The sequence below is a fragment of the Pseudomonas sp. B21-051 genome (assembly GCF_024748795.1).
Classification (GTDB): domain Bacteria; phylum Pseudomonadota; class Gammaproteobacteria; order Pseudomonadales; family Pseudomonadaceae; genus Aquipseudomonas; species Aquipseudomonas putida_A.
Genome location: NZ_CP087166.1, coordinates 5013629 through 5039621 on the forward strand (window position 1 = coordinate 5013629; position 25993 = coordinate 5039621).

19 protein-coding genes, 2 tRNA genes and 3 rRNA genes are annotated in these 25993 nt (G+C 58.3%); 8 read left to right on the plus strand and 16 right to left on the minus strand.

What is annotated here, in order from left to right; translation table 11 throughout:
• Positions 1 to 154 precede the first annotated feature (154 nt).
• On the plus strand, positions 155 to 1573 hold the full coding sequence (locus LOY52_RS22515; protein WP_258676021.1) for a short-chain fatty acid transporter: 1419 nt from the start codon (positions 155 to 157) through the stop codon (positions 1571 to 1573).
• Between the two features lie 36 nt (positions 1574 to 1609).
• Here the strand turns inward: LOY52_RS22515 and LOY52_RS22520 are convergent, their stop codons facing one another.
• Both LOY52_RS22520 and LOY52_RS22525 read right to left on the minus strand, forming a co-directional pair.
• Entirely contained in the window at positions 1610 to 1954 is a 345-nt protein-coding gene (locus LOY52_RS22520) for a DUF86 domain-containing protein (protein ID WP_258676022.1), read from the minus strand.
• Positions 1951 to 2241, minus strand: a complete 291-nt coding sequence (locus tag LOY52_RS22525) for a nucleotidyltransferase family protein (protein WP_103368563.1) — start codon at positions 2239 to 2241, stop codon at positions 1951 to 1953. The genes LOY52_RS22520 and LOY52_RS22525 overlap by 4 nt, the downstream gene beginning before the upstream one ends.
• A 146-nt stretch (positions 2242 to 2387) precedes the next feature.
• Here LOY52_RS22525 and acpA point away from each other — a divergent pair, with 146 nt between their 5' ends.
• The 3 genes from acpA to LOY52_RS22540 all read left to right on the plus strand — a co-directional run bounded on the left by acpA (position 2388) and on the right by LOY52_RS22540 (position 6080).
• Positions 2388 to 4085, plus strand: a complete 1698-nt coding sequence (acpA, locus tag LOY52_RS22530) for an acid phosphatase (protein WP_258676023.1) — start codon at positions 2388 to 2390, stop codon at positions 4083 to 4085.
• Between the two features lie 119 nt (positions 4086 to 4204).
• Positions 4205 to 5386, plus strand: a complete 1182-nt coding sequence (locus tag LOY52_RS22535) for a hypothetical protein (protein ID WP_258676024.1) — start codon at positions 4205 to 4207, stop codon at positions 5384 to 5386.
• Positions 5387 to 5564: 178 nt separating this feature from the next.
• Positions 5565 to 6080 carry an SET domain-containing protein-lysine N-methyltransferase gene (locus tag LOY52_RS22540; RefSeq protein WP_258676025.1) on the plus strand — a complete coding sequence of 172 codons (516 nt, stop codon included), beginning with the start codon at positions 5565 to 5567 and terminating at the stop codon, positions 6078 to 6080.
• Positions 6081 to 6086: 6 nt separating this feature from the next.
• Here the strand turns inward: LOY52_RS22540 and can are convergent, their stop codons facing one another.
• Positions 6087 to 6731 (minus strand): carbonate dehydratase, encoded by a 645-nt coding sequence (gene can, locus LOY52_RS22545; RefSeq protein WP_258676026.1) that lies wholly within the window; start codon positions 6729 to 6731, stop codon positions 6087 to 6089.
• 139 nt (positions 6732 to 6870) lie between these two features.
• Between can and LOY52_RS22550 the strand changes: the two genes are divergently transcribed.
• Positions 6871 to 7275 carry a serine kinase/phosphatase gene (locus LOY52_RS22550; protein WP_258676027.1) on the plus strand — a complete coding sequence of 135 codons (405 nt, stop codon included), beginning with the start codon at positions 6871 to 6873 and terminating at the stop codon, positions 7273 to 7275.
• A 112-nt stretch (positions 7276 to 7387) separates the two neighbouring features.
• Here LOY52_RS22550 and rimI read toward each other — a convergent pair whose 3' ends face one another.
• Together rimI and LOY52_RS22560 are read right to left on the minus strand one after the other, a co-directional pair.
• A complete protein-coding gene (gene rimI, locus LOY52_RS22555; RefSeq protein ID WP_027612255.1) occupies positions 7388 to 7840 on the minus strand; it encodes a ribosomal protein S18-alanine N-acetyltransferase in 453 nt (150 codons plus the stop codon).
• Positions 7833 to 8579, minus strand: coding sequence for an energy transducer TonB (locus LOY52_RS22560; RefSeq protein ID WP_202371246.1), 747 nt, complete (start codon positions 8577 to 8579; stop codon positions 7833 to 7835). Before LOY52_RS22560 ends, rimI begins: the two co-directional genes overlap by 8 nt.
• Positions 8580 to 8811: 232 nt before the next feature.
• On the opposite strand from LOY52_RS22560, the gene mksB reads away from it, so the two are divergent.
• Genes mksB through mksF form a run of 3 tightly spaced genes read left to right on the plus strand, consistent with a single transcriptional unit; the run spans position 8812 to position 13623 of the window.
• Positions 8812 to 10095: an Mks condensin complex protein MksB gene (gene mksB, locus LOY52_RS22565; protein ID WP_047296550.1), complete on the plus strand. Its 1284-nt coding sequence runs from the start codon at positions 8812 to 8814 to the stop codon at positions 10093 to 10095.
• Positions 10085 to 10786, plus strand: coding sequence for an Mks condensin complex protein MksE (mksE, locus tag LOY52_RS22570; protein ID WP_016773189.1), 702 nt, complete (start codon positions 10085 to 10087; stop codon positions 10784 to 10786). The genes mksB and mksE overlap by 11 nt, the downstream gene beginning before the upstream one ends.
• Positions 10783 to 13623, plus strand: a complete 2841-nt coding sequence (mksF, locus tag LOY52_RS22575) for an Mks condensin complex protein MksF (protein ID WP_103486146.1) — start codon at positions 10783 to 10785, stop codon at positions 13621 to 13623. The genes mksE and mksF overlap by 4 nt, the downstream gene beginning before the upstream one ends.
• Before the next feature lie 216 nt (positions 13624 to 13839).
• Here the strand turns inward: mksF and LOY52_RS22580 are convergent, their stop codons facing one another.
• The 11 genes from LOY52_RS22580 to pssA form a co-directional block, all read right to left on the minus strand.
• The gene (locus LOY52_RS22580; protein WP_258676028.1) at positions 13840 to 16143 is read right to left on the minus strand and encodes a PqiB family protein; all 2304 of its coding nucleotides are present in this window, start codon (positions 16141 to 16143) and stop codon (positions 13840 to 13842) included.
• Positions 16136 to 16759 (minus strand): paraquat-inducible protein A, encoded by a 624-nt coding sequence (locus tag LOY52_RS22585; protein ID WP_047599125.1) that lies wholly within the window; start codon positions 16757 to 16759, stop codon positions 16136 to 16138. Before LOY52_RS22585 ends, LOY52_RS22580 begins: the two co-directional genes overlap by 8 nt.
• The gene (locus LOY52_RS22590) at positions 16746 to 17405 is read right to left on the minus strand and encodes a paraquat-inducible protein A (RefSeq protein ID WP_258676029.1); all 660 of its coding nucleotides are present in this window, start codon (positions 17403 to 17405) and stop codon (positions 16746 to 16748) included. Before LOY52_RS22590 ends, LOY52_RS22585 begins: the two co-directional genes overlap by 14 nt.
• A 150-nt stretch (positions 17406 to 17555) precedes the next feature.
• Positions 17556 to 17671: ribosomal RNA gene (gene rrf, locus LOY52_RS22595) — 5S ribosomal RNA — on the minus strand.
• A 153-nt stretch (positions 17672 to 17824) separates the two neighbouring features.
• Positions 17825 to 20716 (minus strand): 23S ribosomal RNA (locus LOY52_RS22600).
• 247 nt (positions 20717 to 20963) lie between these two features.
• A tRNA-Ala gene (locus tag LOY52_RS22605) sits at positions 20964 to 21039 on the minus strand.
• Between the two features lie 29 nt (positions 21040 to 21068).
• A tRNA-Ile gene (locus LOY52_RS22610) sits at positions 21069 to 21145 on the minus strand.
• 81 nt (positions 21146 to 21226) lie between these two features.
• Positions 21227 to 22763 (minus strand): 16S ribosomal RNA (locus tag LOY52_RS22615).
• Together the 16S, 23S and 5S rRNA genes with 2 tRNA genes alongside form the textbook arrangement of a ribosomal RNA operon.
• A 553-nt stretch (positions 22764 to 23316) precedes the next feature.
• Positions 23317 to 23928 carry a protein-methionine-sulfoxide reductase heme-binding subunit MsrQ gene (msrQ, locus tag LOY52_RS22620; protein WP_258676030.1) on the minus strand — a complete coding sequence of 204 codons (612 nt, stop codon included), beginning with the start codon at positions 23926 to 23928 and terminating at the stop codon, positions 23317 to 23319.
• Positions 23928 to 24941 carry a protein-methionine-sulfoxide reductase catalytic subunit MsrP gene (gene msrP, locus LOY52_RS22625; protein WP_258676031.1) on the minus strand — a complete coding sequence of 338 codons (1014 nt, stop codon included), beginning with the start codon at positions 24939 to 24941 and terminating at the stop codon, positions 23928 to 23930. The genes msrQ and msrP overlap by 1 nt, the downstream gene beginning before the upstream one ends.
• Positions 24942 to 25004: 63 nt before the next feature.
• On the minus strand, positions 25005 to 25862 hold the full coding sequence (gene pssA, locus LOY52_RS22630; RefSeq protein WP_003228213.1) for a CDP-diacylglycerol--serine O-phosphatidyltransferase: 858 nt from the start codon (positions 25860 to 25862) through the stop codon (positions 25005 to 25007).
• Positions 25863 to 25993 lie beyond the last annotated feature (131 nt).

Sequence of the window (25993 nt, forward strand, 5' to 3'; positions counted from 1 at the left end):
GCTTGCTCCCGCTGGGTCGCAAAGCGGCCCCCTCTGAACCGTAAAAGAAGGGGACTGCTGCGCAGTCCAGCGGGAGCAAGCTCCCTCGCCACAGGGTTGTCGGGTTTGAATGTCCCAAGGACCACAATAACCATAAAAATCCGAGGTACTCCCTGTGGCCGTTGATATCGAAGATAGCCGCTCTGCGCGCTTTGCCTTGCGCTGTTCAAGCTTTGCCGAACGCTGGTTCCCCGACTCCTGGGTATTCGCCGCGTTGGCCGTGATCATTGTCGCGCTGGCCACTTTGGCCATGGGCGCCAAACCCACCGATGCCGCGATGGCCTTCGGCGACGGGTTCTGGAGCCTGATCCCGTTTACCATGCAAATGGCCTTCGTGGTGATTGGCGGGTATGTGGTCGCCAGCTCGCCACCCGCCGTCAAACTGATCGACAAACTGGCGCGCATCCCGAAAAACGGCCGCTCCGCCGTGGCCTGGGTCGCGTTGATCTCGATGATTGCCTCGTTGTTGAACTGGGGCCTGTCGCTGGTGTTCGGCGGTTTGCTGGTGCGCGCCCTCGCCCGCCGCACCGATCTGAAAATGGATTACCGCGCGGCCGGTGCGGCGGCGTATCTGGGTTTGGGCGCGGTCTGGGCGCTGGGCCTGTCATCGTCGGCGGCGCAGTTGCAGGCCAACCCGGCCAGCCTGCCACCGGCGATCCTGTCGATCACCGGGGTGATTCCGTTCACGCAGACCATCTTCCTCTGGCAGTCCGGCGCGATGCTGCTGGCGCTGATCGTGATTTCGATCATCGTGGCCTACGCCACCGCGCCCGGCCCGAACTCTGCACGCGATGCCAAGGATTGCGGCATCGACCCGGCGTTCAATCTGCCACCGCTGCAACCGCGCACCCGGCCCGGCGAATGGCTGGAGCACAGTCCGCTGCTGATCATTCTGCTGGTGTTGCTGGCGGCCGGCTGGCTGTTCCACGAGTTCTCGAGCAAACCGGCGATCACCGCGATTTCCGGGCTGAACACCTATAACTTCCTGTTCATCATGCTCGGCGCGCTGCTGCATTGGCGCCCGCGCAGCTTCCTCGATGCGGTGGCCCGGGCGGTGCCGACCACCACTGGCGTACTGATCCAGTTCCCGCTGTACGGCTCGATCGCCGCGCTGCTGACCACGGTCAAAGGCGCCGATGCCCAGACCCTGGCGCATCACATCTCGACCTTCTTCGTCAGCATCGCCTCGCACGACACCTACGCGTTGCTGATGGGCGTGTACTCGGCGATTCTCGGTTTCTTCATCCCGTCCGGCGGCGGCAAGTGGATCATCGAAGCGCCATACGTGATGCAAGTGGCTAACGATCTGCAATACCACCTCGGCTGGGCGGTGCAGATCTACAACGCCGCCGAAGCGCTGCCGAACCTGATCAACCCGTTCTACATGCTGCCGCTGCTGGGCGTGCTCGGTCTGAAGGCGCGAGACCTGATCGGCTTCTCGTTCGTGCAATTGCTGGTGCACACGCCGCTGGTGCTGTTCCTGCTGTGGGTGTTGGGGACGACATTGGCGTATACGCCGCCGGTGATGCCGTAGATTGACGAGATTGCACCTGCCTTAGGGCAGGTGCAATCAATGCTGCTCGGAGGGCAGGACTCTCAACAGCTCAGGCAAAGCAACCTGAACCGTATCCCAGACGACATCCAGATTGATATCGAAGTAGCCATGAGCGATCCGGTTACGCATCCCCCGCATGCTGCGCCAAGGAGTTTGAGGGTTCTGAGCCGCGAATTCCGAAAACCGGTCCATTACTTTGGTTGCCGCCTCGCCAATGATAACCAGGCTCATGATGACCGCTTGTTGCGTCCGTTTGTCGTCGACGAACTCTTCCTTGCTCAGACCTTCGACGAAGACCAGCGCGTCGCTTGCAGCTTGACGCATATGCTCAAGGTAATCGCCGAGTCGGTTCTCGATCATACGGGCCGGGCCTGTTCAAGTACCTGCTGACGGAACTTCAGCGGAAGGTCTCCCGGCGTCAGCAGGTCGACGGTAACGCCCAGCAAATCTTCAAGCTCAACCTGAAGCCCGCCGAGATCAAACAAGGTGGCACCGGGCAATGGATCGACCAATAGATCGAGGTCACTGCCTTCCATATCGGTCCCCAACACCGTCGAGCCAAACACGCGCGGATTGGCCACACGGAATCTGCCGACAACCTCACGAACGGCAGCTCGTTGCAGATCAAGAGCAATGGAAGGCTTCATGGTTCACTCAGGCCAGTTTCGGTATTGCAGCAGTCTAGCAGTGCGGAGGGGTCGTAGACACCGCACGATTTTGTAACCCAACCGTCACATTCACTTGTTAGCGTCCGCCGAAACATACTGAAACATTTAAGCATAACGGGCGCGACATGAATGACGAGACGAACGACAAAGAACCCACCTCGCCAGAATCCGATACCCCCACCGACACCAGCCGCCGCCGCTTCCTCGGTGGTGTTGCCGTCCTCGGCGTGGGCGCGACGCTGGCCGGCTGTGGCGCCAGCAATCAGCCGGGCAAACCAGTCGAGCGACCGCTGACGCCAGCCGAGCTGGACAAGGCTCTGCGCGAGCAGGTGAAAACCGTGGTGGTGATCTACGCCGAGAACCGCAGCTTCAACAATCTGTTTGGCGACTTCCCCGGTGTCGAGAAACCACTGTCCGCGCTCAAGCCTGCCGATTACCAGCAACGTGACCGCGACGGCAGTCTGTTGCAGTCCCTGCCACCCGCCTGGGGCGGCGTGTTGCAGATCGGCCCGCAAACCCTCGATGGCGTGACCTACCCCGCCGCCACGCAGTTTCAGGAAAATCTGCCCAACGCACCGTTCGCCCTCAAAGGCCCGAATGGTGAAGACTTGCCGTTTGGCCTGGTCACCCGTGATTTGTGGCACGTGTTTTATCAGAACCAGATGCAGATAAATGGCGGCAAGAACGATGGTTTCGTCGCTTGGGCCGATTCCGGTGGGCTGACCATGGGTCATTACGCACAGAGCCGTTATTCCCTGCGTCTGTGGGATGTGGCCCAGGAATTCGTGCTGTGCGACAACTTCTTCCAGGGCGCTTTCGGCGGTTCGTTCCTCAACCACCAGTACCTGATCAGCGCCACCGCGCCGTTCTATCCGGACGCGGCCAATTCGGCGGCCAAATCACAGACTGCCACGCTGCAGAGCGCTGACCCGTCCGATCCACGTCTCAAGCCACTGGAGGCATCGCCGGCCAGCGCCATGACCGGCCCGCCGCAGTTCGGCCCGAGTGCGCTGACCCCGGACGGTTTCGGCGTCAACACGCTTGCCCCGCCGTACTGGCCGACATGGATTCGCGACCCGGAGCGTCCGGCGTACTCCAAGCCGGATCTGCCCAACGTGATGGTGCCGCAGACCCACGAGCACATCGGCGACAAGCTGTCGAAGAAGAATGTCGACTGGGCCTGGTACGCCGGCGCCTGGCAGGCGACGCTGGAGCAGTACAAGGATTCGGGCGGGATTCCGAAAATCCCCAACTTCCAGTACCACCACCAGCCGTTCAACTACTTCAAGCAGCAAGGCCCGGAGAACCCGGACGAGCGCAACAAACGTCTGCGCGATGCCGGTCTGGGCGATGAGTCGAGCAGCAACAAGTTCTTTGCCGACGCCGAGGCGGGCAAGTTGCCGGCGGTAACTTTCTACAAACCGCAAGGCAACCTGAACATGCACGCCGGTTATGCCGACGTGGCCTCCGGCGACCGGCACATCGTCCGCGCCCTCAAAGTGCTGCGCGAAAGCCCGCAGTGGAAAAACATGGTGGTGGTCGTGACGGTCGATGAAAACGGCGGCTGGTGGGATCACGTGGCGCCGCCCAAGGGTGATCGCTGGGGGCCGGGGTCGCGGGTGCCGGCGCTGGTGGTGTCGCCATTTGCCCGCAAAGGCACGGTGGATCACACGGTCTACGACACGGCGTCGATCCTGCGCCTGATCACCCGGGTGTTCCAACTGGAAACCCTCGACGGCCTCAAGCAGCGCGATGAGGCCATGATCGCCCGTGGCCAGAAACCCATGGGCGATCTGACCAATGCCCTGCATTTTCAGGCGTGAAACCGAGTTCTGCGAGCTGACGCAAAAATCCGTGAATGACAGCTTCTCTGTGCAACACGGCTGATCCAATATGAAGCGCCCCAATACTCCGGGGAACCCACGCTGAAAAGGATCTGAGCATGTTCAAACTCGCAGGACTCACCCCCGCAGCCTTTACCCTTGCCGCGCTCACCCTGAGCGCGGCCGCCCACGCCGATGCCGACCTGAAGCTGGGCAGCACCGAGCGCGTCACCCGCCTCTTCGCCTACCCCAACAACTGCAGCGTGATCTGCTATCGCAACTGGTCGCTGGAACAGACCGTTGCGCATTACCTGAGCCAGAGTGTGCAGCGCGATGGCTACAGCAATGCCAAGGTGTTGGTGAAGAACGATAACGGGCAGATTTACGCCGAGATCAGCGGCGTTCCCGAAGGCTACGACAAGCCGCTGTCGGCGCTGCTGGACGCCGGGGATCTGGCCTATACCGGCGCCAGCAAGCTCAACGCCGATGGCAAGTGGGCGTACAGCTGGTATCTGTTCCTGCCGTTGGGCATGGCCCTGGAAAACCGCAAGAGCGTCGAACTGCTGCACTTCCCGCCGGACTATTCGCTGACCCAGGCCCAGGATTACCTGCGCTCGAACACCACCGACCGCTGGGCCACGCTGTTGACCGCCAACGGCATCCCGGCTGACCAGACGCCGGCCTATCAGACCATCATCGACATCGCACCCATCGCCGCGCCGTCCAATGCCGGCAGTGATCTGGAGGGCGTCTACGACTACTTCAAGGATTACCAGACCACCCTGGTCAAGCAGTTCAGCCAGACCAGCGCCGGTAGCACCCTGCCGATGGTCGCGTTCGGTGCGCCGGTGCGTAACTGGATCAAGCAGCAATACGGCCCGACCGTTGCGGTGTTGGGTCTGGCGACTATCAGTCCGAGTGCGGGGGTGAACGTGCCGGTGTTGGGCTCGAACCACCCGAGCTACATCTGGTACGCCGCCGACCCGGCGAGCTACGACGGCGATGAAGCGAAAGCCGATGCCGCCGGTTTGAAGGTCATGGGGCAGGACTTGAGCGCCGCTTGCTGGCAGGCCGGAATGGGCAGCAAACCCGGTACCGATGCGAAAACCCTGCTCGACAGCTGCAAGCAGACCTGGCAAGTGACGCAGAAGGTCAAAACCTGTGAGCTGTTCTACACCTCAATCCGCAACCTGAGCCCGGCGGATGCTGCCGCCAAGTGCTCGACCACCCCGGTCAAGGCGCAATTGCAACAGCTTCAAGGCGAATTGCCGGCCACCGCCGTTCCTGCACCACACCTCTGATCCGCTGAAAAAACTTCCCGTGTCAGTCAATACTGACGCGGGGAGCAGCCAATCACGCCTGTCAGATCTGACAGTAGACGGTAAGTGATATACGCAGGAGGATTGGATCCAAGCATGTTGCGACGCTGACAGGATGTCAGACCAGGGAAGTCGCAGCATTTTGCCGACAGGGAACGTTATGAATAATCAGGCCCATCAACACAACATCCCACGCGACGCGCCCGGCATTTACCCGTTTGCCGGATTGCCTGTGCGTCTGGGTTTTCCATCCACCGAGGATTTCGAAATCGTGCAGGACCACCATGGCCACGCGACGGTGGTGGCGCGCCGTGCGTTCTTGCGCATCACCCGGATGTGTCGGGTGTCCGGACAACTGCTGCCCTATCGCTGTCGCCAGACCCGCCAGTTACTGACCGGCATCCATCTCTACGACCCGCGCTTTTGCGGGTTGCTTGAACATGCCTGCGATCCGAATGTGTTTCTGGACATGAGTGAACTGTGGCTATGGGCGCTGCGCGACATTCAGCCGGGTGAACGACTGACCATCGACTTCGCCGCCACCGAAGACCGTTTGCTGCAACAGTTCGCCTGTACTTGCGACTCGCCGCGCTGTCGGGGGTGGATCACCGGTTACGATGAGCCACCCAGTATCAAGGGCCAGCACTTTTTGCAGCACTGGCGGCACACGCACTGATCGGGATTACAACGCTCCGACCGGGCGCAGACGGTATTGCGGCGGCAGTTGCTCGAATCCGCTGATGGTGGTGTTCAGGCTTTTCCAGCGACCATCCTTGATGCCATAGATGCAGCCGTGAATCGACAGGCTCTGGCCGCGATGCCAGGCGTTCTGGATGATGCTGGTGTGGGCGACGTTGGCCACTTGCTGAACGACGTTGAGCTCGCACAGCCGGTCGACCTGCTCTTCCTCGGTCGGCAGCCTGGCCAGCTCTTCACGTTTTTCGTAATACAGGTCGCGGATCGAACGCAGCCAGCCATCGATCAGGCCGAACTGGCGATCCTGCATCGAGGCGCGCACACCGCCGCAGCCATAGTGGCCGGTGACGAGGATGTGTTTGACCTTGAGTACATCGACTGCGTACTGGATCACCGACAGGCAATTGAGGTCAGTGTGCAGCACCACATTGGCGACGTTGCGGTGTACGAACAGATCGCCCGGCAGCATGCCGACGATCTCGTTGGCCGGTACCCGCGCGTCGGAACAACCGATCCACAGATATTCCGGGGTCTGCTGGCGCGCCAGCTTGGCGAAGAAATCCGGGTCTTCCTTGGTGATCGCGTCAGCCCAACGCTCGTTGTTATCAATCAGGTCTTGTAAGTCGTGCATGGTTAAGGCCTCAAGAAAGATGCGCAGGTATGACAGACGACCGCCCGTCGGGGTCACGCGAGAATCGCCAGTGTTTTCTTTGGAATTCTCGGGTGCCCGGTGAGTCCACTCAGTAAGGCCCACAGTATGAGGATTTGCCATGACTGATTCACGACGTCCGTTCGATGCGGTGCAACCGGAACCCATCGATGACAACGAAGACCGCATGGGCTCGGTGCACGAGCTGGATTTCGATGAAGACGAACCCAGCGCCAAGATCGGCGACGAGATTCCGGAGCGTGAACGCGAGCAACTGATGCCCAGCGAAAGGGTGCGCGAGGCCGGGTTTACCGGTGCATCGACCGCTGACCACGAACCGACCGACGATGACTTGAGCCCGGAAACACTGATTCATGAAGATGGCGCGCGCGATGCCGAAGAGGCTGGCGAAGGCAATCAGGCCGATTGGGATCTGAGCATTGTCGATGAGGATGACATCGGCGGCGGCAATGGTCTGGATGAGGCGGAGCTGGCGCGGCGTGATCCGCTGGATGGCAACCGCTGATCGCCTGATGTGACGCGACTCACTGTAGGAGCTGCCGAAGGCTGCGATCTTTTGATCTTGCCTCTAAAAACAAGATCAAAAGATCGCAGCCTTCGGCAGCTCCTACAGGAGATCAGTCAACCAACGTGCAGGCCATGACCACAGCATCTTCGCGCCCGCCCACCGCCGGATAATAATCCCGCCGCCGGCCAATCTCGTTGAAACCATAGCGCTCATAGAGCTTGAACGCTGCGGTATTGCTGTCACGCACTTCCAGAAAGCATTCCCGGGCAGACGCCGCATACGCTCGCGACATCAAATGCTCGAGCAACGTCAGCCCCAGCCCTCGCCCCTGATTCTCCGGTTTGACCGTGATGTTAAGCAGGTGCGCCTCATCCAGAATGATCTGCACCACGCCGTGGCCGACTTGCTGCTGGCCTTCGAACATCAGCCAGATCTGGTATTTGCCCAGCCCGTCGAGAAAAATCCCGCGCGTCCAGGGATGGCTGTACGCCGCGTATTCGATCTTCAATACCGCGTCCAGGTCCGCCTCGGTCATCGGACGGAACGATACAGCTTCACTCATTCGATGGTTTCCAGCGCGCCATCAGCCGACGCATGGCTTGCCACACAGCGGCTTTGCGCTGTGGCTCTTCCATTAACAATTCCAGACCGGGAATGGCCCAGGCCAGGCCCAGGCCTTCGATCTGCAATTCACTATTGAACGCTGCAGCGTCCGCCTCACCGGCAAAGCGCACCGCCGGCAGGCCGATCAGCCACAGGCAGGCGCAAGGCGCCGCTTCCATTTGTACCGAGAGGAAACCCTGAACGAAGTCGCGCGCCGCTTCCGGGCCTTGATCCATGGTGCCGCGGTTCAGCCACGGCCAGCGCACCGGCTCGCCGACAATCTGCGGCGCATCCGGCAGACCGGCGGCACGCAGCATGTCTTTAAGCAGCAGATAGGCCGGATCGCGGCTCTGGAACGCTTCGCCTGTGGGTAACTCGACCAGCAGCAGGCAAGCCCCGGCGCGCAGCAACTGCAGGGCAAAACGCGGTGGCGGCACGGGCGCGGGTCTGGCGACAACTGGCGCCTCCTCGACCTCTTCCACCGGCTTGGCGCCATTGCGGGTACTGGCGAGCGACGGGCGCGGCACTTCGATCTTCGGCCGTTCGACCGGACGGGCGGCAGGCTGCACCGGAGCTTCGGCCTGCACAACCGGCATCACCGCGACCTCTGGCTCAGGCTCGGGCATGTCCAGCAGCTCGGGCCGCGACGGGGCGGCGAAAGGCAATTCGGTGCGCGGCAGCCAGTTGACCACCTGCATGGCGTTCAAATAGGCGCGGCGGCGGGACTCGATAAGCAAAGGGTCGGCCACTTGTGGATAACTGAAGTGGGCTGATTCTACAGCCCTTCGTTCAAGATCGCTTGCTGTTGATCGATAGCCTTTACCGGGCTCGCTCCCTGAGAAAATGCGACAGCCCGTCCCGAGAGTGAATCGCATCCCTCGCGATGCAGTACAATCGCGGCTTTTAATCGCCAACCAGCCGGCCATTCCGATGATCGAACCCAAGCGCGTCTTGCGCGCCCTCGCTGAACACTGGGCACTTCTGGAGCCACTGTGCGAGCACTTCGACCAGGGCACCCTGAGCCTCAACGAACTGCGCACGCAACTGGCCGCCCAACAACTGGACAGCACGCCGCAGGACATCACCAGCCTGCTCGACGTGTGGATTCGCCTGGACATTCTGGTGCCCGTGGCGAAAAGCCCGAACCGTTTCGAGCTCAACGCGCAGATCCACGACTTCCTCGCCTACCTGCGCCGTGAGCACCGTCTGGGCCTGTGCCTGGAAATCGAAGCCTATCTGCGCCACCTCGAACGGCTGGCCGGCTACATTCAGGACGCGTTCGACGTGCGCGACGGCAACGACCTCGCCCGTCAGCTGCGTTTGCTCGACATGCGCGTACGCGACGTGCTGAAAAAACTCGATAACGACGAGCAGGCACTGGTCGCCGTGGCCGAACGGGCCAAGACCAGCGACCGGCAGATTCCGCTGCGTCAGCGTTATGCCGAAGTGTTGGCGACCTGGGACGAATACGTCGAGCCGATGATCGATCTGGTGAATGCCGACGGCGCCTTCGAACAAGGCGTGCGCAAGGTCGAAACCGTGCTGCTGAAGATGCTCAGCGAACAGCAACGCCTCGGCCATCTGGTCGATGACGACATGCTGCTGCGCACCCACGCGCGCATCCTCGAGATGCAGACCAGCGCCCAGCTGACCCTGCGCCACGCCCGCGAACTGCTGCTGCCGCTGCGTGAAGAAGCGCGCCGGCACAACGCCGTGACCCGTGGTGCCGCGCTGGCGCTGGCAGCGATTCGTCGCAAAGGCATCGACGCCGTGCCGCAAGCGGCGATGCCGCTGTTCACCCGGCCGCAAAGCACCTTCCTCGGCAGCGCCAGTCAGGTCGAGGCCTACGTCTACGCCCTGGCGCGTTTCGAGCCGAAACCGGCGCGTTTCCCCAAGGCGCACAAGACCCAGAAATCCGGCGATGCCCCGCGTGCACCGCGCACCGTGCGCGAGATGGTCGAGCGTTGCGAAGAGTCCCTGCCGATGCCGGATCTGATGACCTGGCTGCTGGAGCAGGAACCGGACGGCGCCACCGACGAATTGCTCTACTGGTTCTCGCGTCTGTCGCGGGAAAAACGCTTCACCCGCGAGCGTCTGGAACGCCGCGAATACCACACTCACGAGCACCAGGTCAGCCTGCGCTCCTTCGCCCTGCTCTCGGCCCGCGACCCTGCCGCCGCCGAGGATTCTGCGAGCATCCCCAATGCATCTTGATCTATCCGAACTGTCCCAACTGGCGCCGATCTTCCGCGAGCTGTTCAAGGGCTATCACGTCAGCCGCCGCGACCCGGAACTGTACGCGCAACTGTCGAACTTCCAGGATCAATACCGCACGCTGTTCAAGGCACTCGGCTTCGAACTGGTCTGCGACACCCGTGGTTTCTACTACTTCGTGCCGGACATGGCCGCTGCGGCGGTGAACAAGACCGCTCAGCGCCTGGCGCTGTTCACCTTCATCCTCGTCGAGCACCTGGCCGATCAGGGCCGCGATCCGATCGCCGTGCTCGACGGCGGCAGCCTCGGCCGCGAAGAATTGCCGTCGTTGCTGGATAAATACCGCGACCTGTTCATCCAGGCCGAAGTGCAGACCGTCGAAGAACTCGAAGAAAAAATCATGCGTCGCATGACCCAGCTCGGTTTCGCCGGCGAAGAAAACGGCGTGTACCGTTTCCTGCCGCCGATGCACCGCTTCCTCGATGTGTGCCTGTCGGTGCAGCAGGACCGCGATCTGGCGGCCAGCGTACACAGCGTGCTGCCGCTGCCGGCACCGGTGCTGATCGACGAAGAAGCCGAAGCCAAATTCCTCGAGACCGACGATCCGCTTGATCTCAGCGAGTTTGAAGAAGAGAGCGAAGAAGACGCACTGGCCCGCGCCATTGCCGAAGAACAGGAGTCCGACGCATGAGCCAGGAACGCTACGGCATCCGCCGCTTTGCCCTTTTGAACACCGCCGGTTACAGCCTCGGCCTGTTCCCGCTGGAAGAACCGCTATCGGTTTACGGCGCGAACAACCTCGGCAAATCCGCCTCGATCAACGCCTTGCAGTTCCCGATTCTGGCGCGCATGTCGGACATGAGTTTCGGCAAGTACAGCCTGGAGCAATCGCGGCGTTTCTACTTCGCCTCCGACACCAGTTACATCCTCGTCGAAGTCAATCTGCCCCACGGCCCGCACGTGATCGGCGTGGTCGGGCGCGGCCCGGGCGGTGGTTTCGGTCACCAGTTCTTCGCCTACGCCGGCAAGCTCGATCTGGCGCATTACCAGAAGAACGACACCTGCCTGCGGCAGAAAGAACTGTTCAGCAACCTTGAGAAAGAAGGCCTGAAAGCCTACGAACTCAAGCCGGACGAACTGCGTCGTCTGCTGGTGGGCGGGCACACCTCGATCCCGCTGGATCTGACCCTGATCCCGCTGCGCTCCACCAGCGAGCAGAGCCTGAAAACCTTCCGCGCGCTGTTCATCAACCTGCTGCACATGCGCGAAATCACTGCGGCCAAGTTGAAGCAACTGTTCCTCGATGCCTTCGAGCACAGCCTGCGTTCCGGCAGCGTCGACTACATCGCCGCGTGCGAAGAAGCCTTCCGCGATGTGCGCCGGATGGAGCAGGACTACAACTCGCTGGTCGCTGCCGGCCCACTGGTCGAAGCCTTGGCCAACGGCGTGAAACAGCGCGACGTGCTGCGCGGCAAACTGCATCGCCTGTCGCCGCTGCTCGACTCGTTGCTCGGCACCTGGTCGGACTACGCCACGGCGCGCAAGGAAGAGCTGACAATTCAGGCCGAGCACTACCGTCGCGAGCAGGATGATCTGCAAAACGATCAGCGCGGTGGCACGCAGGAGCTGATGCGTCTGGAGCGGGAAATCTCCGGCATCCAGCGCTGGCTCGGCGAGTTGTCGGTGCTGAAAAACCGCTTCGCGCTAGTCGATGACGTCAAGGTGCTGGAGCAGCAACTGCTCGCCGCCAAGGACGCGCACGACGAACTGGCCGGTGCGCTGGCACAGTCCCGGCAGTTCAGCGCCGAAGATCTGGAAGAGCGCCTGCGCGATCTGGAAAAACGTCTGAAGTCGGTGAAGCAGCAACTCGATCACGCCGACAACAACAGCTATGCGCGTCTGCGTGAGGAGTTCTCGCAGCAGGACGTCGAGCGCCTGATGCGCCTGTTCAACAGTGCGCTATTCAGCCTGCCGCTGGGCGAACACGGCATCACCCTCGACGAGGATGGCGAGTGGGTCAAATCGGTCGAGCTGATCCTCGACGGCTTCAAGGGCGAGCGCTTCGAAGTGCCGGGCCTGTCGATCGACATCTCGCACATCGAGCCACCGGCGCTGCAAGCACTGGCTGACCGCGCCGCACTGCGTGACCAGAAAGAGCGTCTGGAAAAAGAGCTCAAGCAACTCAAGACCCAGCAAGCCGTGGCGGCCGACCGCGCCGCGAGCAAGACCCAGACCGAAGCGCTGTACCAGCAAGTGCTGGATGCGCAGAAAGCCCTGGAAGATTTCCGTCGCACCCAGACCCTGAGCGCCGAAGAAAGCGACAAGCTCGAGCAACTGGCGCAGATGGAAGCGGCGCAGGACGAACTCAAGCGCTCCAGCGATGCGTTCACCGAGCGCGTCCAGCAACTGTCGGCCAAGCTGCAACTGGTCGGCAGGCAGATCGCCGATATGGAAGCCAAGCAGCGCACCCTCGACGACGCCCTGCGCCGCCGTCAGCTGCTGCCGGCGGATCTGCCGTTCGGTACGCCGTTCATGGATCCGGTCGACGATTCGATGGACAACCTGCTGCCGCTGCTCAACGACTATCAGGACAGCTGGCAAGGCCTGCTGCGCGCCGACGGTCAGATCGAAGCGCTGTACGCGCAGGTGCGCCTCAAAGGCGTGGCCAAGTTCGACAGCGAAGACGACATGGAGCGCCGTCTGTCGCTGCTGATCAACGCTTATGCGCACCGTACCGACGAAGCCCTGACATTGGGCAAGGCGCGGCGTGCGGCGGTCACCGACATCGCCCGGACCCTGCGCAACATCCGCAGTGACTACGACAGCCTCGAGCACCAACTGGCGCTGTTCAACCGCGAGATCAACAAGCGTCAGGTGTCCAACCTGCAGAGCTTCCGCATCGTCCTGGCGCCGAACAAGGAAGCGCTGAAGCACATCGATCAGATCATCCACAGCGCCGGTCAGTACGAAGAAGGCGAAACCCTGTCGGTGTTCGATCTGAGCCAAAGCGCGGAGCAGGACAACAAGAACGAAGAGGCCAAGGAATATCTGGCGCGGCTGGTGGCGGCAAACCACAACCAGCTCGGCCTCAAGGACTTGTTCGAGCTGGCGTTCGAGATCACCAAGGTCAATGGCCAGCCAGTGATTCACACCGACATCGACGGCGCGGCCTCCAACGGTACGACCATGACCATCAAGGCGCTGACCAACATGTACTTGTTGCTGCACCTGATGGATCGCGACCTCGCTGGTCGCGTGCGCCTGCCGTACTACCTCGACGAGGCAGCGGACATCGACGAGAAGAACCAGGCCGCGCTGCTGGAAACCAGCCTGCAACTGGGCTTCGTGCCGATTCTGGCGAGTGTGAAGCCGCAGGTCTGCGCCAGTGTCGCCATCGACCTGGAAGGCGGCAGCGGCCCGGCGGGGATCTACATCGATGAGGCGGACTGGAAGTACATCCGCCGGCATGATGTGGTGAAGGCCACCGTCAATGTGCAAGCCGATGAGCCGGAGCTGGATGAGGTTTGATCGACTTTAGCTGAAGGCAAAAAAGGGCCGCGATCTGTTGGGATCGCGGCCCTTTTTTATGGCTTTGGGTATGTGCTGAGCTTTGAGGCCTCTTCGCGAGCAGGCTCGCTCCCACAGGAATTAGCGTCGAACTTGATTTTTGTGTACACCACCCATCCACTGTGGGAGCGAGCCTGCTCGCGAAGGCGTCCTCCCAGACGCCACATCAATTCCGGATTACTTACCGAGCGAAATTTTCGGCGCCCAGGTCAGCCACTCATCCTCGAACTTGTCGAACAACGGGAACGTCTGCTCCGGTCGTGCCGGGTTGCCCATGCGCTCACCGTCCGGCGTGGCGAAGGCGATGCCTCCCTGAATCGCCGTCTCCAGCGACTCCGTGCGTACTGTCAGACCATTGAACAAGCCGATGTCGAAACCGACACCGCTGGTGTTCCAGAATCGGCTGCCGCTGCGCACCAGCGGCGCGTACTTCGGCTCGATCAAAATATGCACCAACACCCGGTCAGCAGTCTGGCCCAGCTCATAACCGGTGACCTTGCCCACGGTAATTTCGCGATAGGTCACGGGTACGCCAGGCTTCAGCGAACCACGGCGCGCGGCGCTCAGCACCAGACTCAAACCGGCCTCCTGCTTGCTCACTTCCGGCGGACTGGCCAGCGCAACGAAGTTCTTCTGCGGGCCGAGATTTTTCGCCGCCGGCTGCACTTCCACATATTGCCCGGTGACCAGGGTTTCCAGGTTCTGGGTCTTGATCAGTCCCAACTCCGGCTTGACCACCCAGAACTGACTGCCGACCCGGGCAATCTTCTCCGGCACCTCGGTGATCCGCGCGGTAATCATCACGGCTTGCAGATCGTCGGTCAGATCGACGTCTTCAATCTTGCCGACATCCAGCCCTTTGAAACGAATCGGCGTGCCCGGACGCAAACCATCGGCGCGGTCGACCTTGATCGTCACCAGCGTGCCTTTCTGGTTGGCCTCGTCATGGTTGGCGAACAGACGGAAACGCGGAATACGCTTTTGCAGCGGCGCTTTGGCTTGCGGTGTTTCGAAGGCAATGCCGCCGGCCATCAACGTTTGCAACGATTCGCTCTTGACCTGAATCCCGCCGGTCAGACCACCAGTGAGGGTGATGCCGCTGACATTCCAGAAGCGTGTCGACGCGTTGACCAGGTTTTCGTATTCCTTCTCGATATGCACGCCAATGACGATTTGCTTTTTGGTCTTGGAGAACTGATAGCTCTGTACCGAACCGACCTTGACCTGTTTGTACAGAATCGGACTGCCGACTTCGATCGAACCGAGAACATCGGTGAACAGCACCAGGTGCAGGCCCGGCGAACGCAAATCCAGCGGCGGCGCTTTTGGCCGCGCCTCGAATTCGCGTTTCGGCGCGGCACCTTTATCGCCCGGACGCACGGCGATATAGTTACCTTTGACCAACGCTTCGAGCCCGGTGATACCGGCCAGGGAAATCGACGGTTTGACCACCCAGAACTGCGTGCCTTCGACTAGATAGTCTTCCGCCAGAGGATCCAGCGTCAGCTCGGCCGTGGCGCTGTTCAGATCCGGATCGATTTTCAACGCTTTCATGTTGCCGACCTGAATGCCCTTGTACATCACCGGCGTACGACCGGCCTGCAGGCCTTCGAAGTCACTGAGTTTGACCTTGACCCGGATGCCGGCAGCGGCGGCGTCGAAGTCCTCATACAGACGGAACGGCAGGCTTGGATCAGTGGGTGGACTGTCCTTGCGATTCTCTGGTGTGGCGAAGGCGATACCACCGGCGACGATGCTCGCCAGAGACTCACTGCGTACTTTCACCCCGGACAGGTTGGCGTCGATGCTGATGCCGCTGGCATTCCAGAAACGTGTGTGTTTGCGCACCAGTTTGGCGTAGGTCGGCTCGATGAACACTTTGAGCTCAACGGTGCTCTGGTCTTCAGACAGCACGTAGCTTTTGATCTGACCGACTTTGATCTGCTTGTAGAACACCGGGCTGCCGCGATTCAGCGAACCAAGGCGATCGGCCTTGATCGTCAGGTGCAGTCCGGGCTTGGAGTCCGACAGCGGCGGCTCCTCGGCCAGCGCCTTGAACTTGCGGGTCGGCTCACCTTCGCCAGGACTGATGGCCACGTAGTTACCTGAAACCAGGGTTTCCAGACCGGTGATGCCGGCCAGGGTCACGCTCGGTTTCACCAGCCAGAAACGCGTGCTGGTCTTGAGGTATTGCTCGACGTCCTTGTTCATCTCGACGGTGGCAATCACCCCTTTGGAGTTGCCCTCGTCATCAAGTTTGAGCGTATTCACCTTACCCACCGGCATGCCCTTGTAGACCACTTCGGTCTTGTTGGCCTGGATGCCTTCACCGCTTTCGAAACGCACCTGAATCTCGATGCCGGTTTCGTTATAGGCACGCCAGCCGAGCCAGCCGCCGATGATCAGGGCAATCAGAGGCAGTACCCAAATGGCAGACCAGTTGGAGGCCGGTCGGGTTTTCGCTACAGGCAAATCAGTCATGGTCGTCGTCCGACTCCGTGTTATCCCAAATCAGTCGGGGATCGAAAGTTACTGCGGCAAGCATCGTCAGAATCACCACACTGGCGAAGGCGATGGCGCCAAGGTTGGCTTCGACACTGGCAAGCCGGCCGAAGTTGACGACCGCCACCAGAATGGCGATCACAAAGATGTCGAGCATCGACCAGCGACCGATGAACTCGATGAAGCGGTACATCCAGATCCGCTGCCGCGCGGACAACGGCTGACGCCGCTGCACCGAAAACAGCAGCAGCGCGATGCCGACCAGTTTGAAGGTCGGCACCAGAATACTGGCGATGAACACCACGGCGGCAATCGGGATCATGCCGTGCTGCACCAACTGGATCACGCCGGACATGATGGTACTCGGGTCGCCTTGACCCAGCGAGCTGACCGTCATGATCGGCAACACATTGGCCGGGATGTAGATAATCGCGGCCGTGATCAGCAGCGCCCAGGTTCGGGCCAGACTGTTCGGGCGACGAGCGTGAACCAGCGCACCGCAGCGGGTGCAGGTTTGCACGTCGGTGTCCGTATCCTGCCTGTTCAACTCATGGCATTCGGTACAGATCAGAATGCCCGCATCAATCGCCCGCATGGGCATCCTCTCCTGATAACGCCTGCCAGATCTGATGCGGTGACATCACTACTTCCAGCCAGACCTGAACCAACAACAAACCGATGAAACACGCCAGACCGAGGCCGACGGTGATGGCCGCCATGTCCGCCAGTTTGACGATCGCCACGAGGACGCCCATGAGGTAGACCTCAAGCATGCCCCAGTCTTTGAGGTGGTGATAAATGCGGTAGAGCAATAAGCCGTAACTGCGGCCGACGTTGAATCGAATCGTCAGCAAAACGAATAACTGGCACAGCAACTTCAGCAACGGAATAGCCATACTGCACAGGAATACAACAATCGAAACGCCCTGCATGTCCGTATTGAACAAGCCGAGCACGCCGCTCCAGACCGTATCCTGCGAAGATTGTCCGAGGATATTGAGTTGCATGATGGGTAAAAAGTTTGCCGGGATATACAGCAATAATGCTGCGATCACCAAGGCAAGGCTGCGCTGCACCACATTATGGCGATGGGCGTACAACTCGTAACCGCAGCGCGGGCAGAGCGCTTTCTCGCCATAGGCAAGCTTGGGCTTGCGCATCAGCAGGTCGCACTCATGACAGGCCACCAAGTCTTCCAGCGGTAAATCTGACAGCCCTTGGGCGTCAACCGGATCTGACATAAAGGCTCTGGCTCCGAAAAAGATGGGGGTTATTCTAGTGTTCTGATTCGAAAATAACTGTGCAAAATTGTTCGCTGGCTAAGTAAAAATACTTTCCTGCGGGCAAAACAAAACCCCAACTGCTTTCGCAATTGGGGTTTCGGAATTTAATCTTGACGATGACCTACTCTCACATGGGGAAACCCCACACTACCATCGGCGATGCATCGTTTCACTTCTGAGTTCGGGATGGGATCAGGTGGTTCCAACGCTCTATGGTCGTCAAGAAATTCGGGTACTGACTCGTGACCTGTTGGCCTCGCTTCAGCAAATCGGGTATGTGATACAGGTGTTTGTGAGCATCGCGAACTTTCGGTTCATTGCGTCTTCACACACCGCAATCTGGTCTCTTTCGAGCATGCAGATTGCTTGGGTGTTATATGGTCAAGCCTCACGGGCAATTAGTATTGGTTAGCTCAACGCCTCACAGCGCTTACACACCCAACCTATCAACGTCGTAGTCTTCGACGGCCCTTCAGGGAACTCAAGGTTCCAGTGAGATCTCATCTTGAGGCAAGTTTCCCGCTTAGATGCTTTCAGCGGTTATCTTTCCCGAACATAGCTACCCGGCAATGCCACTGGCGTGACAACCGGAACACCAGAGGTTCGTCCACTCCGGTCCTCTCGTACTAGGAGCAGCCCCTCTCAAATCTCAAACGTCCACGGCAGATAGGGACCGAACTGTCTCACGACGTTCTAAACCCAGCTCGCGTACCACTTTAAATGGCGAACAGCCATACCCTTGGGACCGGCTTCAGCCCCAGGATGTGATGAGCCGACATCGAGGTGCCAAACACCGCCGTCGATATGAACTCTTGGGCGGTATCAGCCTGTTATCCCCGGAGTACCTTTTATCCGTTGAGCGATGGCCCTTCCATACAGAACCACCGGATCACTAAGACCTACTTTCGTACCTGCTCGACGTGTCTGTCTCGCAGTCAAGCGCGCTTTTGCCTTTATACTCTACGACCGATTTCCGACCGGTCTGAGCGCACCTTCGTACTCCTCCGTTACTCTTTAGGAGGAGACCGCCCCAGTCAAACTACCCACCATACACTGTCCTCGATCCGGATAACGGACCTGAGTTAGAACCTCAAAGTTGCCAGGGTGGTATTTCAAGGATGGCTCCACGCGAACTGGCGTCCACGCTTCAAAGCCTCCCACCTATCCTACACAAGCAAATTCAAAGTCCAGTGCAAAGCTATAGTAAAGGTTCACGGGGTCTTTCCGTCTAGCCGCGGATACACTGCATCTTCACAGCGATTTCAATTTCACTGAGTCTCGGGTGGAGACAGCGCCGCCATCGTTACGCCATTCGTGCAGGTCGGAACTTACCCGACAAGGAATTTCGCTACCTTAGGACCGTTATAGTTACGGCCGCCGTTTACCGGGGCTTCGATCAAGAGCTTCGCGTTAGCTAACCCCATCAATTAACCTTCCGGCACCGGGCAGGCGTCACACCCTATACGTCCACTTTCGTGTTTGCAGAGTGCTGTGTTTTTAATAAACAGTCGCAGCGGCCTGGTATCTTCGACCGGCATGAGCTTACGGAGCAAGTCCTTCACCCTCACCGGCGCACCTTCTCCCGAAGTTACGGTGCCATTTTGCCTAGTTCCTTCACCCGAGTTCTCTCAAGCGCCTTGGTATTCTCTACCCAACCACCTGTGTCGGTTTGGGGTACGGTTCCTGGTTACCTGAAGCTTAGAAGCTTTTCTTGGAAGCATGGCATCAACCACTTCGTCACCCAAAGGGTAACTCGTCATCAGCTCTCGGCCTTAAGATCCCGGATTTACCTAAGATCTCAGCCTACCACCTTAAACTTGGACAACCAACGCCAAGCTGGCCTAGCCTTCTCCGTCCCTCCATCGCAATAACCAGAAGTACAGGAATATTAACCTGTTTTCCATCGACTACGCTTTTCAGCCTCGCCTTAGGGACCGACTAACCCTGCGTCGATTAACGTTGCGCAGGAAACCTTGGTCTTTCGGCGTGGGTGTTTTTCACACCCATTGTCGTTACTCATGTCAGCATTCGCACTTCTGATACCTCCAGCAAGCTTCTCAACTCACCTTCACAGGCTTACAGAACGCTCCTCTACCGCATCACTTGCGTGATACCCGTAGCTTCGGTGTATGGTTTGAGCCCCGTTACATCTTCCGCGCAGGCCGACTCGACTAGTGAGCTATTACGCTTTCTTTAAAGGGTGGCTGCTTCTAAGCCAACCTCCTAGCTGTCTAAGCCTTCCCACATCGTTTCCCACTTAACCATAACTTTGGGACCTTAGCTGACGGTCTGGGTTGTTTCCCTTTTCACGACGGACGTTAGCACCCGCCGTGTGTCTCCCATGCTCGGCACTTGTAGGTATTCGGAGTTTGCATCGGTTTGGTAAGTCGGGATGACCCCCTAGCCGAAACAGTGCTCTACCCCCTACAGTGATACATGAGGCGCTACCTAAATAGCTTTCGAGGAGAACCAGCTATCTCCGAGCTTGATTAGCCTTTCACTCCGATCCACAGGTCATCCGCTAACTTTTCAACGGTAGTCGGTTCGGTCCTCCAGTCAGTGTTACCTAACCTTCAACCTGCCCATGGATAGATCGCCCGGTTTCGGGTCTATTCCCAGCGACTAGACGCCCTATTAAGACTCGCTTTCGCTACGCCTCCCCTATTCGGTTAAGCTCGCCACTGAAAATAAGTCGCTGACCCATTATACAAAAGGTACGCAGTCACCCAACAAAGTGGGCTCCCACTGCTTGTACGCATACGGTTTCAGGATCTATTTCACTCCCCTCTCCGGGGTTCTTTTCGCCTTTCCCTCACGGTACTAGTTCACTATCGGTCAGTCAGTAGTATTTAGCCTTGGAGGATGGTCCCCCCATATTCAGACAAAGTTTCTCGTGCTCCGTCCTACTCGATTTCATGACTAAGAGACTTTCGCGTACAGGGCTATCACCCACTATGGCCGCACTTTCCAGAGCGTTCCGCTAATCTCAAAGCCACTTAAGGGCTAGTCCCCGTTCGCTCGCCACTACTAAGGGAATCTCGGTTGATTTCTTTTCCTCAGGGTACTTAGATGTTTCAGTTCCCCTGGTTCGCCTCTTGCACCTATGTATTCAGTACAAGATAACCATCTTGTGATGGCTGGGTTCCCCCATTCAGACATCTCCGGATCAAAGTCTGTTTGCCGACTCCCCGAAGCTTTTCGCAGGCTACCACGTCTTTCATCGCCTCTGACTGCCAAGGCATCCACCGTATGCGCTTCTTCACTTGACCATATAACCCCAAGCAATCTGGTTATACTGTGAAGACGACATTCGCCGAAAATTCGCAAAACTCTTAAGAGTCACTCACAAATTTTACCTTAGCCTGATCCGTTACCAGTGAAAGTAACGTTCAGTCTATCTTTCTATCACATACCCAAATTTTTAAAGAACGATCTAATCAAAAGACTAGAAATCAGCATTCACCATCACAGCGATGGAATGCTCATTTCTAAGCTTTCAAACTTCAGAAGCAGTGGTGGTGGAGCCAAGCGGGATCGAACCGCTGACCTCCTGCGTGCAAGGCAGGCGCTCTCCCAGCTGAGCTATGGCCCCGTATCTCTACAGGTTTCCCACACAAAAATTGGTGGGTCTGGGCAGATTCGAACTGCCGACCTCACCCTTATCAGGGGTGCGCTCTAACCAACTGAGCTACAGACCCAATTTCGGGCTGCTTCTATCGTCTTCTTCAATGAATCAAGCAATTCGTGTGGGAACTTATGGAGCAGCTGATGTCGTCGATTAAGGAGGTGATCCAGCCGCAGGTTCCCCTACGGCTACCTTGTTACGACTTCACCCCAGTCATGAATCACACCGTGGTAACCGTCCTCCCGAAGGTTAGACTAGCTACTTCTGGTGCAACCCACTCCCATGGTGTGACGGGCGGTGTGTACAAGGCCCGGGAACGTATTCACCGCGACATTCTGATTCGCGATTACTAGCGATTCCGACTTCACGCAGTCGAGTTGCAGACTGCGATCCGGACTACGATCGGTTTTGTGGGATTAGCTCCACCTCGCGGCTTGGCAACCCTCTGTACCGACCATTGTAGCACGTGTGTAGCCCAGGCCGTAAGGGCCATGATGACTTGACGTCATCCCCACCTTCCTCCGGTTTGTCACCGGCAGTCTCCTTAGAGTGCCCACCATTACGTGCTGGTAACTAAGGACAAGGGTTGCGCTCGTTACGGGACTTAACCCAACATCTCACGACACGAGCTGACGACAGCCATGCAGCACCTGTCTCAATGCTCCCGAAGGCACCAATCCATCTCTGGAAAGTTCATTGGATGTCAAGGCCTGGTAAGGTTCTTCGCGTTGCTTCGAATTAAACCACATGCTCCACCGCTTGTGCGGCCCCCCGTCAATTCATTTGAGTTTTAACCTTGCGGCCGTACTCCCCAGGCGGTCAACTTAATGCGTTAGCTGCGCCACTAAGAGCTCAAGGCTCCCAACGGCTAGTTGACATCGTTTACGGCGTGGACTACCAGGGTATCTAATCCTGTTTGCTCCCCACGCTTTCGCACCTCAGTGTCAGTATCAGTCCAGGTGGTCGCCTTCGCCACTGGTGTTCCTTCCTATATCTACGCATTTCACCGCTACACAGGAAATTCCACCACCCTCTACCATACTCTAGCTTGCCAGTTTTGGATGCAGTTCCCAGGTTGAGCCCGGGGATTTCACATCCAACTTAACAAACCACCTACGCGCGCTTTACGCCCAGTAATTCCGATTAACGCTTGCACCCTCTGTATTACCGCGGCTGCTGGCACAGAGTTAGCCGGTGCTTATTCTGTCGGTAACGTCAAAATTGCAGAGTATTAATCTACAACCCTTCCTCCCAACTTAAAGTGCTTTACAATCCGAAGACCTTCTTCACACACGCGGCATGGCTGGATCAGGCTTTCGCCCATTGTCCAATATTCCCCACTGCTGCCTCCCGTAGGAGTCTGGACCGTGTCTCAGTTCCAGTGTGACTGATCATCCTCTCAGACCAGTTACGGATCGTCGCCTTGGTGAGCCATTACCTCACCAACTAGCTAATCCGACCTAGGCTCATCTGATAGCGCAAGGCCCGAAGGTCCCCTGCTTTCTCCCGTAGGACGTATGCGGTATTAGCGTTCCTTTCGAAACGTTGTCCCCCACTACCAGGCAGATTCCTAGGCATTACTCACCCGTCCGCCGCTGAATCCAGGAGCAAGCTCCCTTCATCCGCTCGACTTGCATGTGTTAGGCCTGCCGCCAGCGTTCAATCTGAGCCATGATCAAACTCTTCAGTTCAAACATCTTTGGGTTTTTAAGAAACCCTAAACTTGGCTCAGCAATCGTTGGTTACATCTTTGATTTCTCGCGGAGTAACTTGTGATGCTGATAATCTTGTTGACTATCAGTCTGACTCCACAAGCACCCACACGAATTGCTTGATTCAGTTGTTAAAGAGCGGTTGGTTAAGATCTTTCGTCTCAACCGAGGCGCGCATTCTACAGCAGCCTCATTTGCTGTCAAGTGATTATTTTCAGAAGTTTTCGAAGATTTCTTCAACAACTTCAACCACTTGCGCTTCCGATCTCTCGTTAGCGGGAGGCGAATTCTACAGCGTTACACGCTGCTGTCAACACCTCTTTTTCTCCGCTTTCGACCGAGAAGATCGAACCGTCAAAAGAGCCAAACATCACCGCTCTTTCAACTCCTTCCAGGCTTCGATGAACTGAAGCAAGTCGCTGTCGAAAACCGCATAACTCGTTGAATCTCAAGGAGTTTTCCGTTTCGACTGCGCCGGAAGTGGGGCGAATTATAGACTTCCTGAATCTGCCGTCAACCGTTAATTTCAGTTTTATTGCAAAACCTGCTTTTTAGTCAGCAAACGAGGGATGCGACGCGCAACAGCGGGCACACGTAGCAGCAAAAGCGCTGCACCTATAAAGACGTAGATTGCCCACTCTTTAAGATCAGCTCGCACAATCCATAGCATGTGCAGCAATCCAAGCCCCAAAATCACGTACACCAACCGATGCAGTTTCTTCCAGCGCATACCTAAACGACGCTGGCTGTAGCGATTAGAGGTTACTGCCAACGCCAACAACCCGAGAAAACCCAGTGTGCCGACAATAATGTATGGCCGCTTACGCAATTCCACGCCCAATTGAGACCAGTCGAAACCGAGGATGAACGCCATATAGCTGAACAGGTGCAGAACCACATAAGCAAAACACCAGAGCCCCAACTGACGGCGCACAGCAATCCACCCCGCCCACCCCGTCACTTTCTGCAGGGGCGTCATGCTCAGCGTGATCAACAGCAATACCAGCGTCCCCAGCCCCAACCGATCAACCAGCACCTTGCCCGGATCCGGGCCGAGCAAATCGGCAAACGCCTGATAAAACCAAAGCAATGGCCAGATCGCTGCGGCAATGAAAACGCCTACACGCCAGAACGGATATCGCATCAGTAGTTCTTCCGCAGATCGAGCCCTGTATATAAAGAAGCGACTTCATCCGCGTAGCCGTTGAACATCTGCGTATCACGCACATTCGGCTTGAACAGACTGTTCGGTAGACGCCGCTCCCGTGCCTGAGTCCAGCGCGGGTGATCAACCGTCGGATTCACGTTGGCATAAAACCCGTATTCATCTGCCGCGATGCTCTGCCAAGTGGTCTTGGGCTGCTCGCTGACCAGACTGATCCGCACAATGGACTTCACACTCTTGAAGCCATACTTCCACGGCACCACCAGACGCAACGGCGCACCGTTCTGATTCGGCAACTCACGGCCATACATGCCAACCGCCAGAATCGCCAATGGATTCATCGCCTCGTCCAGGCGCAAACCTTCTACATAAGGCCAGTCGATCAGGGCGAACCCCGAGCGCTGCCCGGGCATGCCCTTTGGATCCTGCAGGGTTTCGAAGCGAATATATTTGGCCTTAGAGGTCGGCTCGACCTGCTTGAGCAACGCAGAAATCGGAAAACCGATCCACGGGATGACCATCGACCACGCTTCAACACAGCGAAGGCGATAGATACGCTCCTCCAACTGGTAAGGGTGCATGAAGTCTTCCAGCGCGTAACGCCCGGGCTTACCCACCTCGCCGTCCACGACAACGCTCCACGGTTCGGTTTTCAGCGAACCGGCATTGGCCGCCGGATCGCCCTTGTCGGTGCCGAACTCATAGAAGTTGTTGTAATGGGTCGCGTCTTTATAAGGCGTGATCGCCTCGTCCTTGACGTTGACTGCGCCCCACTGGGTAGAAGGAAGCTTCTCGGCAAACCATGCAGGCGCCTTGCCCGGCTCGACATCGGCATAACGCACCGCGTCTTCGGCGCTGGCCCAACGCGGCAGGCTGCTCACGGCGATACCGGCCGCAGTAGCTCCGAGCAATTGCCGACGTGAGAGATAAATGGATTCAGGCGTGACATCCGACTCATGGCAGTCGGACGCTTTGGGGAATTTGATCAGCATGGCAACTCCGCAGCTTTGGAGGACAGATGCACCCATAGACTGCGGAGTATGCGGGAAATTACATCACTCGGCGTTTTTGTGCCGACGAAGATGCAACAGGTATTGCACCGGGCCGGAAGCCGCATAGGCGAGGAATACCAGCAGCAAAATGCGTGGTGGGTCGCTGAACACTACAGCGAACACCAGCACCACGGCGAGAATCGCCACGAACGGTACGCGCCCCTTCAAGTCCAGCTCCTTGAAGCTGTTGTACTTGATGTTACTGACCATCAGCATGCCGGCAGCCGCCACCATCAAGGCGACCAGGAACGACATCTTCGAACCCTGAATGCCGTAATCGCTGAACGCCCAGACGATCCCCGCGACCACACCGGCAGCTGCCGGGCTCGCCAGACCGATAAAGTAGCGTTTGTCAGCCGTACCGACCTGAGTATTGAAACGCGCCAGACGCAATGCCGCGCCGGCTACATAGATGAAGGCAACCATCCAGCCGACCTTGCCCATGTCACCCAATGCCCAGCCAAAGGCCAGTAGCGCCGGTGCGACACCAAAAGCGACCATGTCGGACAGCGAGTCATATTCGGCGCCGAAGGCACTTTGCGTATTGGTCATGCGCGCTACGCGACCATCGAGACCGTCGAGCACCATGGCTACAAAGATTGCGATCGCGGCAAAGGCGAAATACTTGCTCGCGTTCGCAGAGTCCCCGGCGCTCAAGGCAGCCTGGGCACTCATCGAGTTGATGATGGAATAAAACCCTGCGAACAGGTTCGCAGTGGTGAAAAGGTTCGGCAGCAGATAGATACCACGATGCCGGACTTTACGACCTTCTGCGTCGTGCCCTTCCTCGACATGTTCATCGATGGGCAGCAGGCTTTCGGCGTCAGAAGCCTGGTTCGGCTCTTCGGGACGTTCGCTCATGGACATTACCTTGCAACGGTTTGGAAAGTTTCGACAGGTGCCTGTGACGACGGTTCGGCCACAAACGATGCAGCTTTATACCAGAACCATCGGTTTCAAACGAAAAAACGCGGCCGAGGCCGCGTTTTTCG

What these genes read in the sequence shown, in the direction of transcription:
- LOY52_RS22520 (WP_258676022.1), bottom strand. Translation starts at nt 1,954, where the DNA reads ATGATCGAGAACCGACTCGGCGATTACCTTGAGCATATGCGTCAAGCT.
- LOY52_RS22525 (WP_103368563.1), bottom strand. Translation starts at nt 2,241, where the DNA reads ATGAAGCCTTCCATTGCTCTTGATCTGCAACGAGCTGCCGTTCGTGAG.
- acpA (WP_258676023.1), top strand. Translation starts at nt 2,388, where the DNA reads ATGAATGACGAGACGAACGACAAAGAACCCACCTCGCCAGAATCCGAT.
- LOY52_RS22535 (WP_258676024.1), top strand. Translation starts at nt 4,205, where the DNA reads ATGTTCAAACTCGCAGGACTCACCCCCGCAGCCTTTACCCTTGCCGCG.
- LOY52_RS22540 (WP_258676025.1), top strand. Translation starts at nt 5,565, where the DNA reads ATGAATAATCAGGCCCATCAACACAACATCCCACGCGACGCGCCCGGC.
- can (WP_258676026.1), bottom strand. Translation starts at nt 6,731, where the DNA reads ATGCACGACTTACAAGACCTGATTGATAACAACGAGCGTTGGGCTGAC.
- LOY52_RS22550 (WP_258676027.1), top strand. Translation starts at nt 6,871, where the DNA reads ATGACTGATTCACGACGTCCGTTCGATGCGGTGCAACCGGAACCCATC.
- rimI (WP_027612255.1), bottom strand. Translation starts at nt 7,840, where the DNA reads ATGAGTGAAGCTGTATCGTTCCGTCCGATGACCGAGGCGGACCTGGAC.
- LOY52_RS22560 (WP_202371246.1), bottom strand. Translation starts at nt 8,579, where the DNA reads ATGCAGGTGGTCAACTGGCTGCCGCGCACCGAATTGCCTTTCGCCGCC.
- mksB (WP_047296550.1), top strand. Translation starts at nt 8,812, where the DNA reads ATGATCGAACCCAAGCGCGTCTTGCGCGCCCTCGCTGAACACTGGGCA.
- mksE (WP_016773189.1), top strand. Translation starts at nt 10,085, where the DNA reads ATGCATCTTGATCTATCCGAACTGTCCCAACTGGCGCCGATCTTCCGC.
- mksF (WP_103486146.1), top strand. Translation starts at nt 10,783, where the DNA reads ATGAGCCAGGAACGCTACGGCATCCGCCGCTTTGCCCTTTTGAACACC.
- LOY52_RS22580 (WP_258676028.1), bottom strand. Translation starts at nt 16,143, where the DNA reads ATGACTGATTTGCCTGTAGCGAAAACCCGACCGGCCTCCAACTGGTCT.
- LOY52_RS22585 (WP_047599125.1), bottom strand. Translation starts at nt 16,759, where the DNA reads ATGCGGGCGATTGATGCGGGCATTCTGATCTGTACCGAATGCCATGAG.
- LOY52_RS22590 (WP_258676029.1), bottom strand. Translation starts at nt 17,405, where the DNA reads ATGTCAGATCCGGTTGACGCCCAAGGGCTGTCAGATTTACCGCTGGAA.
- msrQ (WP_258676030.1), bottom strand. Translation starts at nt 23,928, where the DNA reads ATGCGATATCCGTTCTGGCGTGTAGGCGTTTTCATTGCCGCAGCGATC.
- msrP (WP_258676031.1), bottom strand. Translation starts at nt 24,941, where the DNA reads ATGCTGATCAAATTCCCCAAAGCGTCCGACTGCCATGAGTCGGATGTC.
- pssA (WP_003228213.1), bottom strand. Translation starts at nt 25,862, where the DNA reads ATGAGCGAACGTCCCGAAGAGCCGAACCAGGCTTCTGACGCCGAAAGC.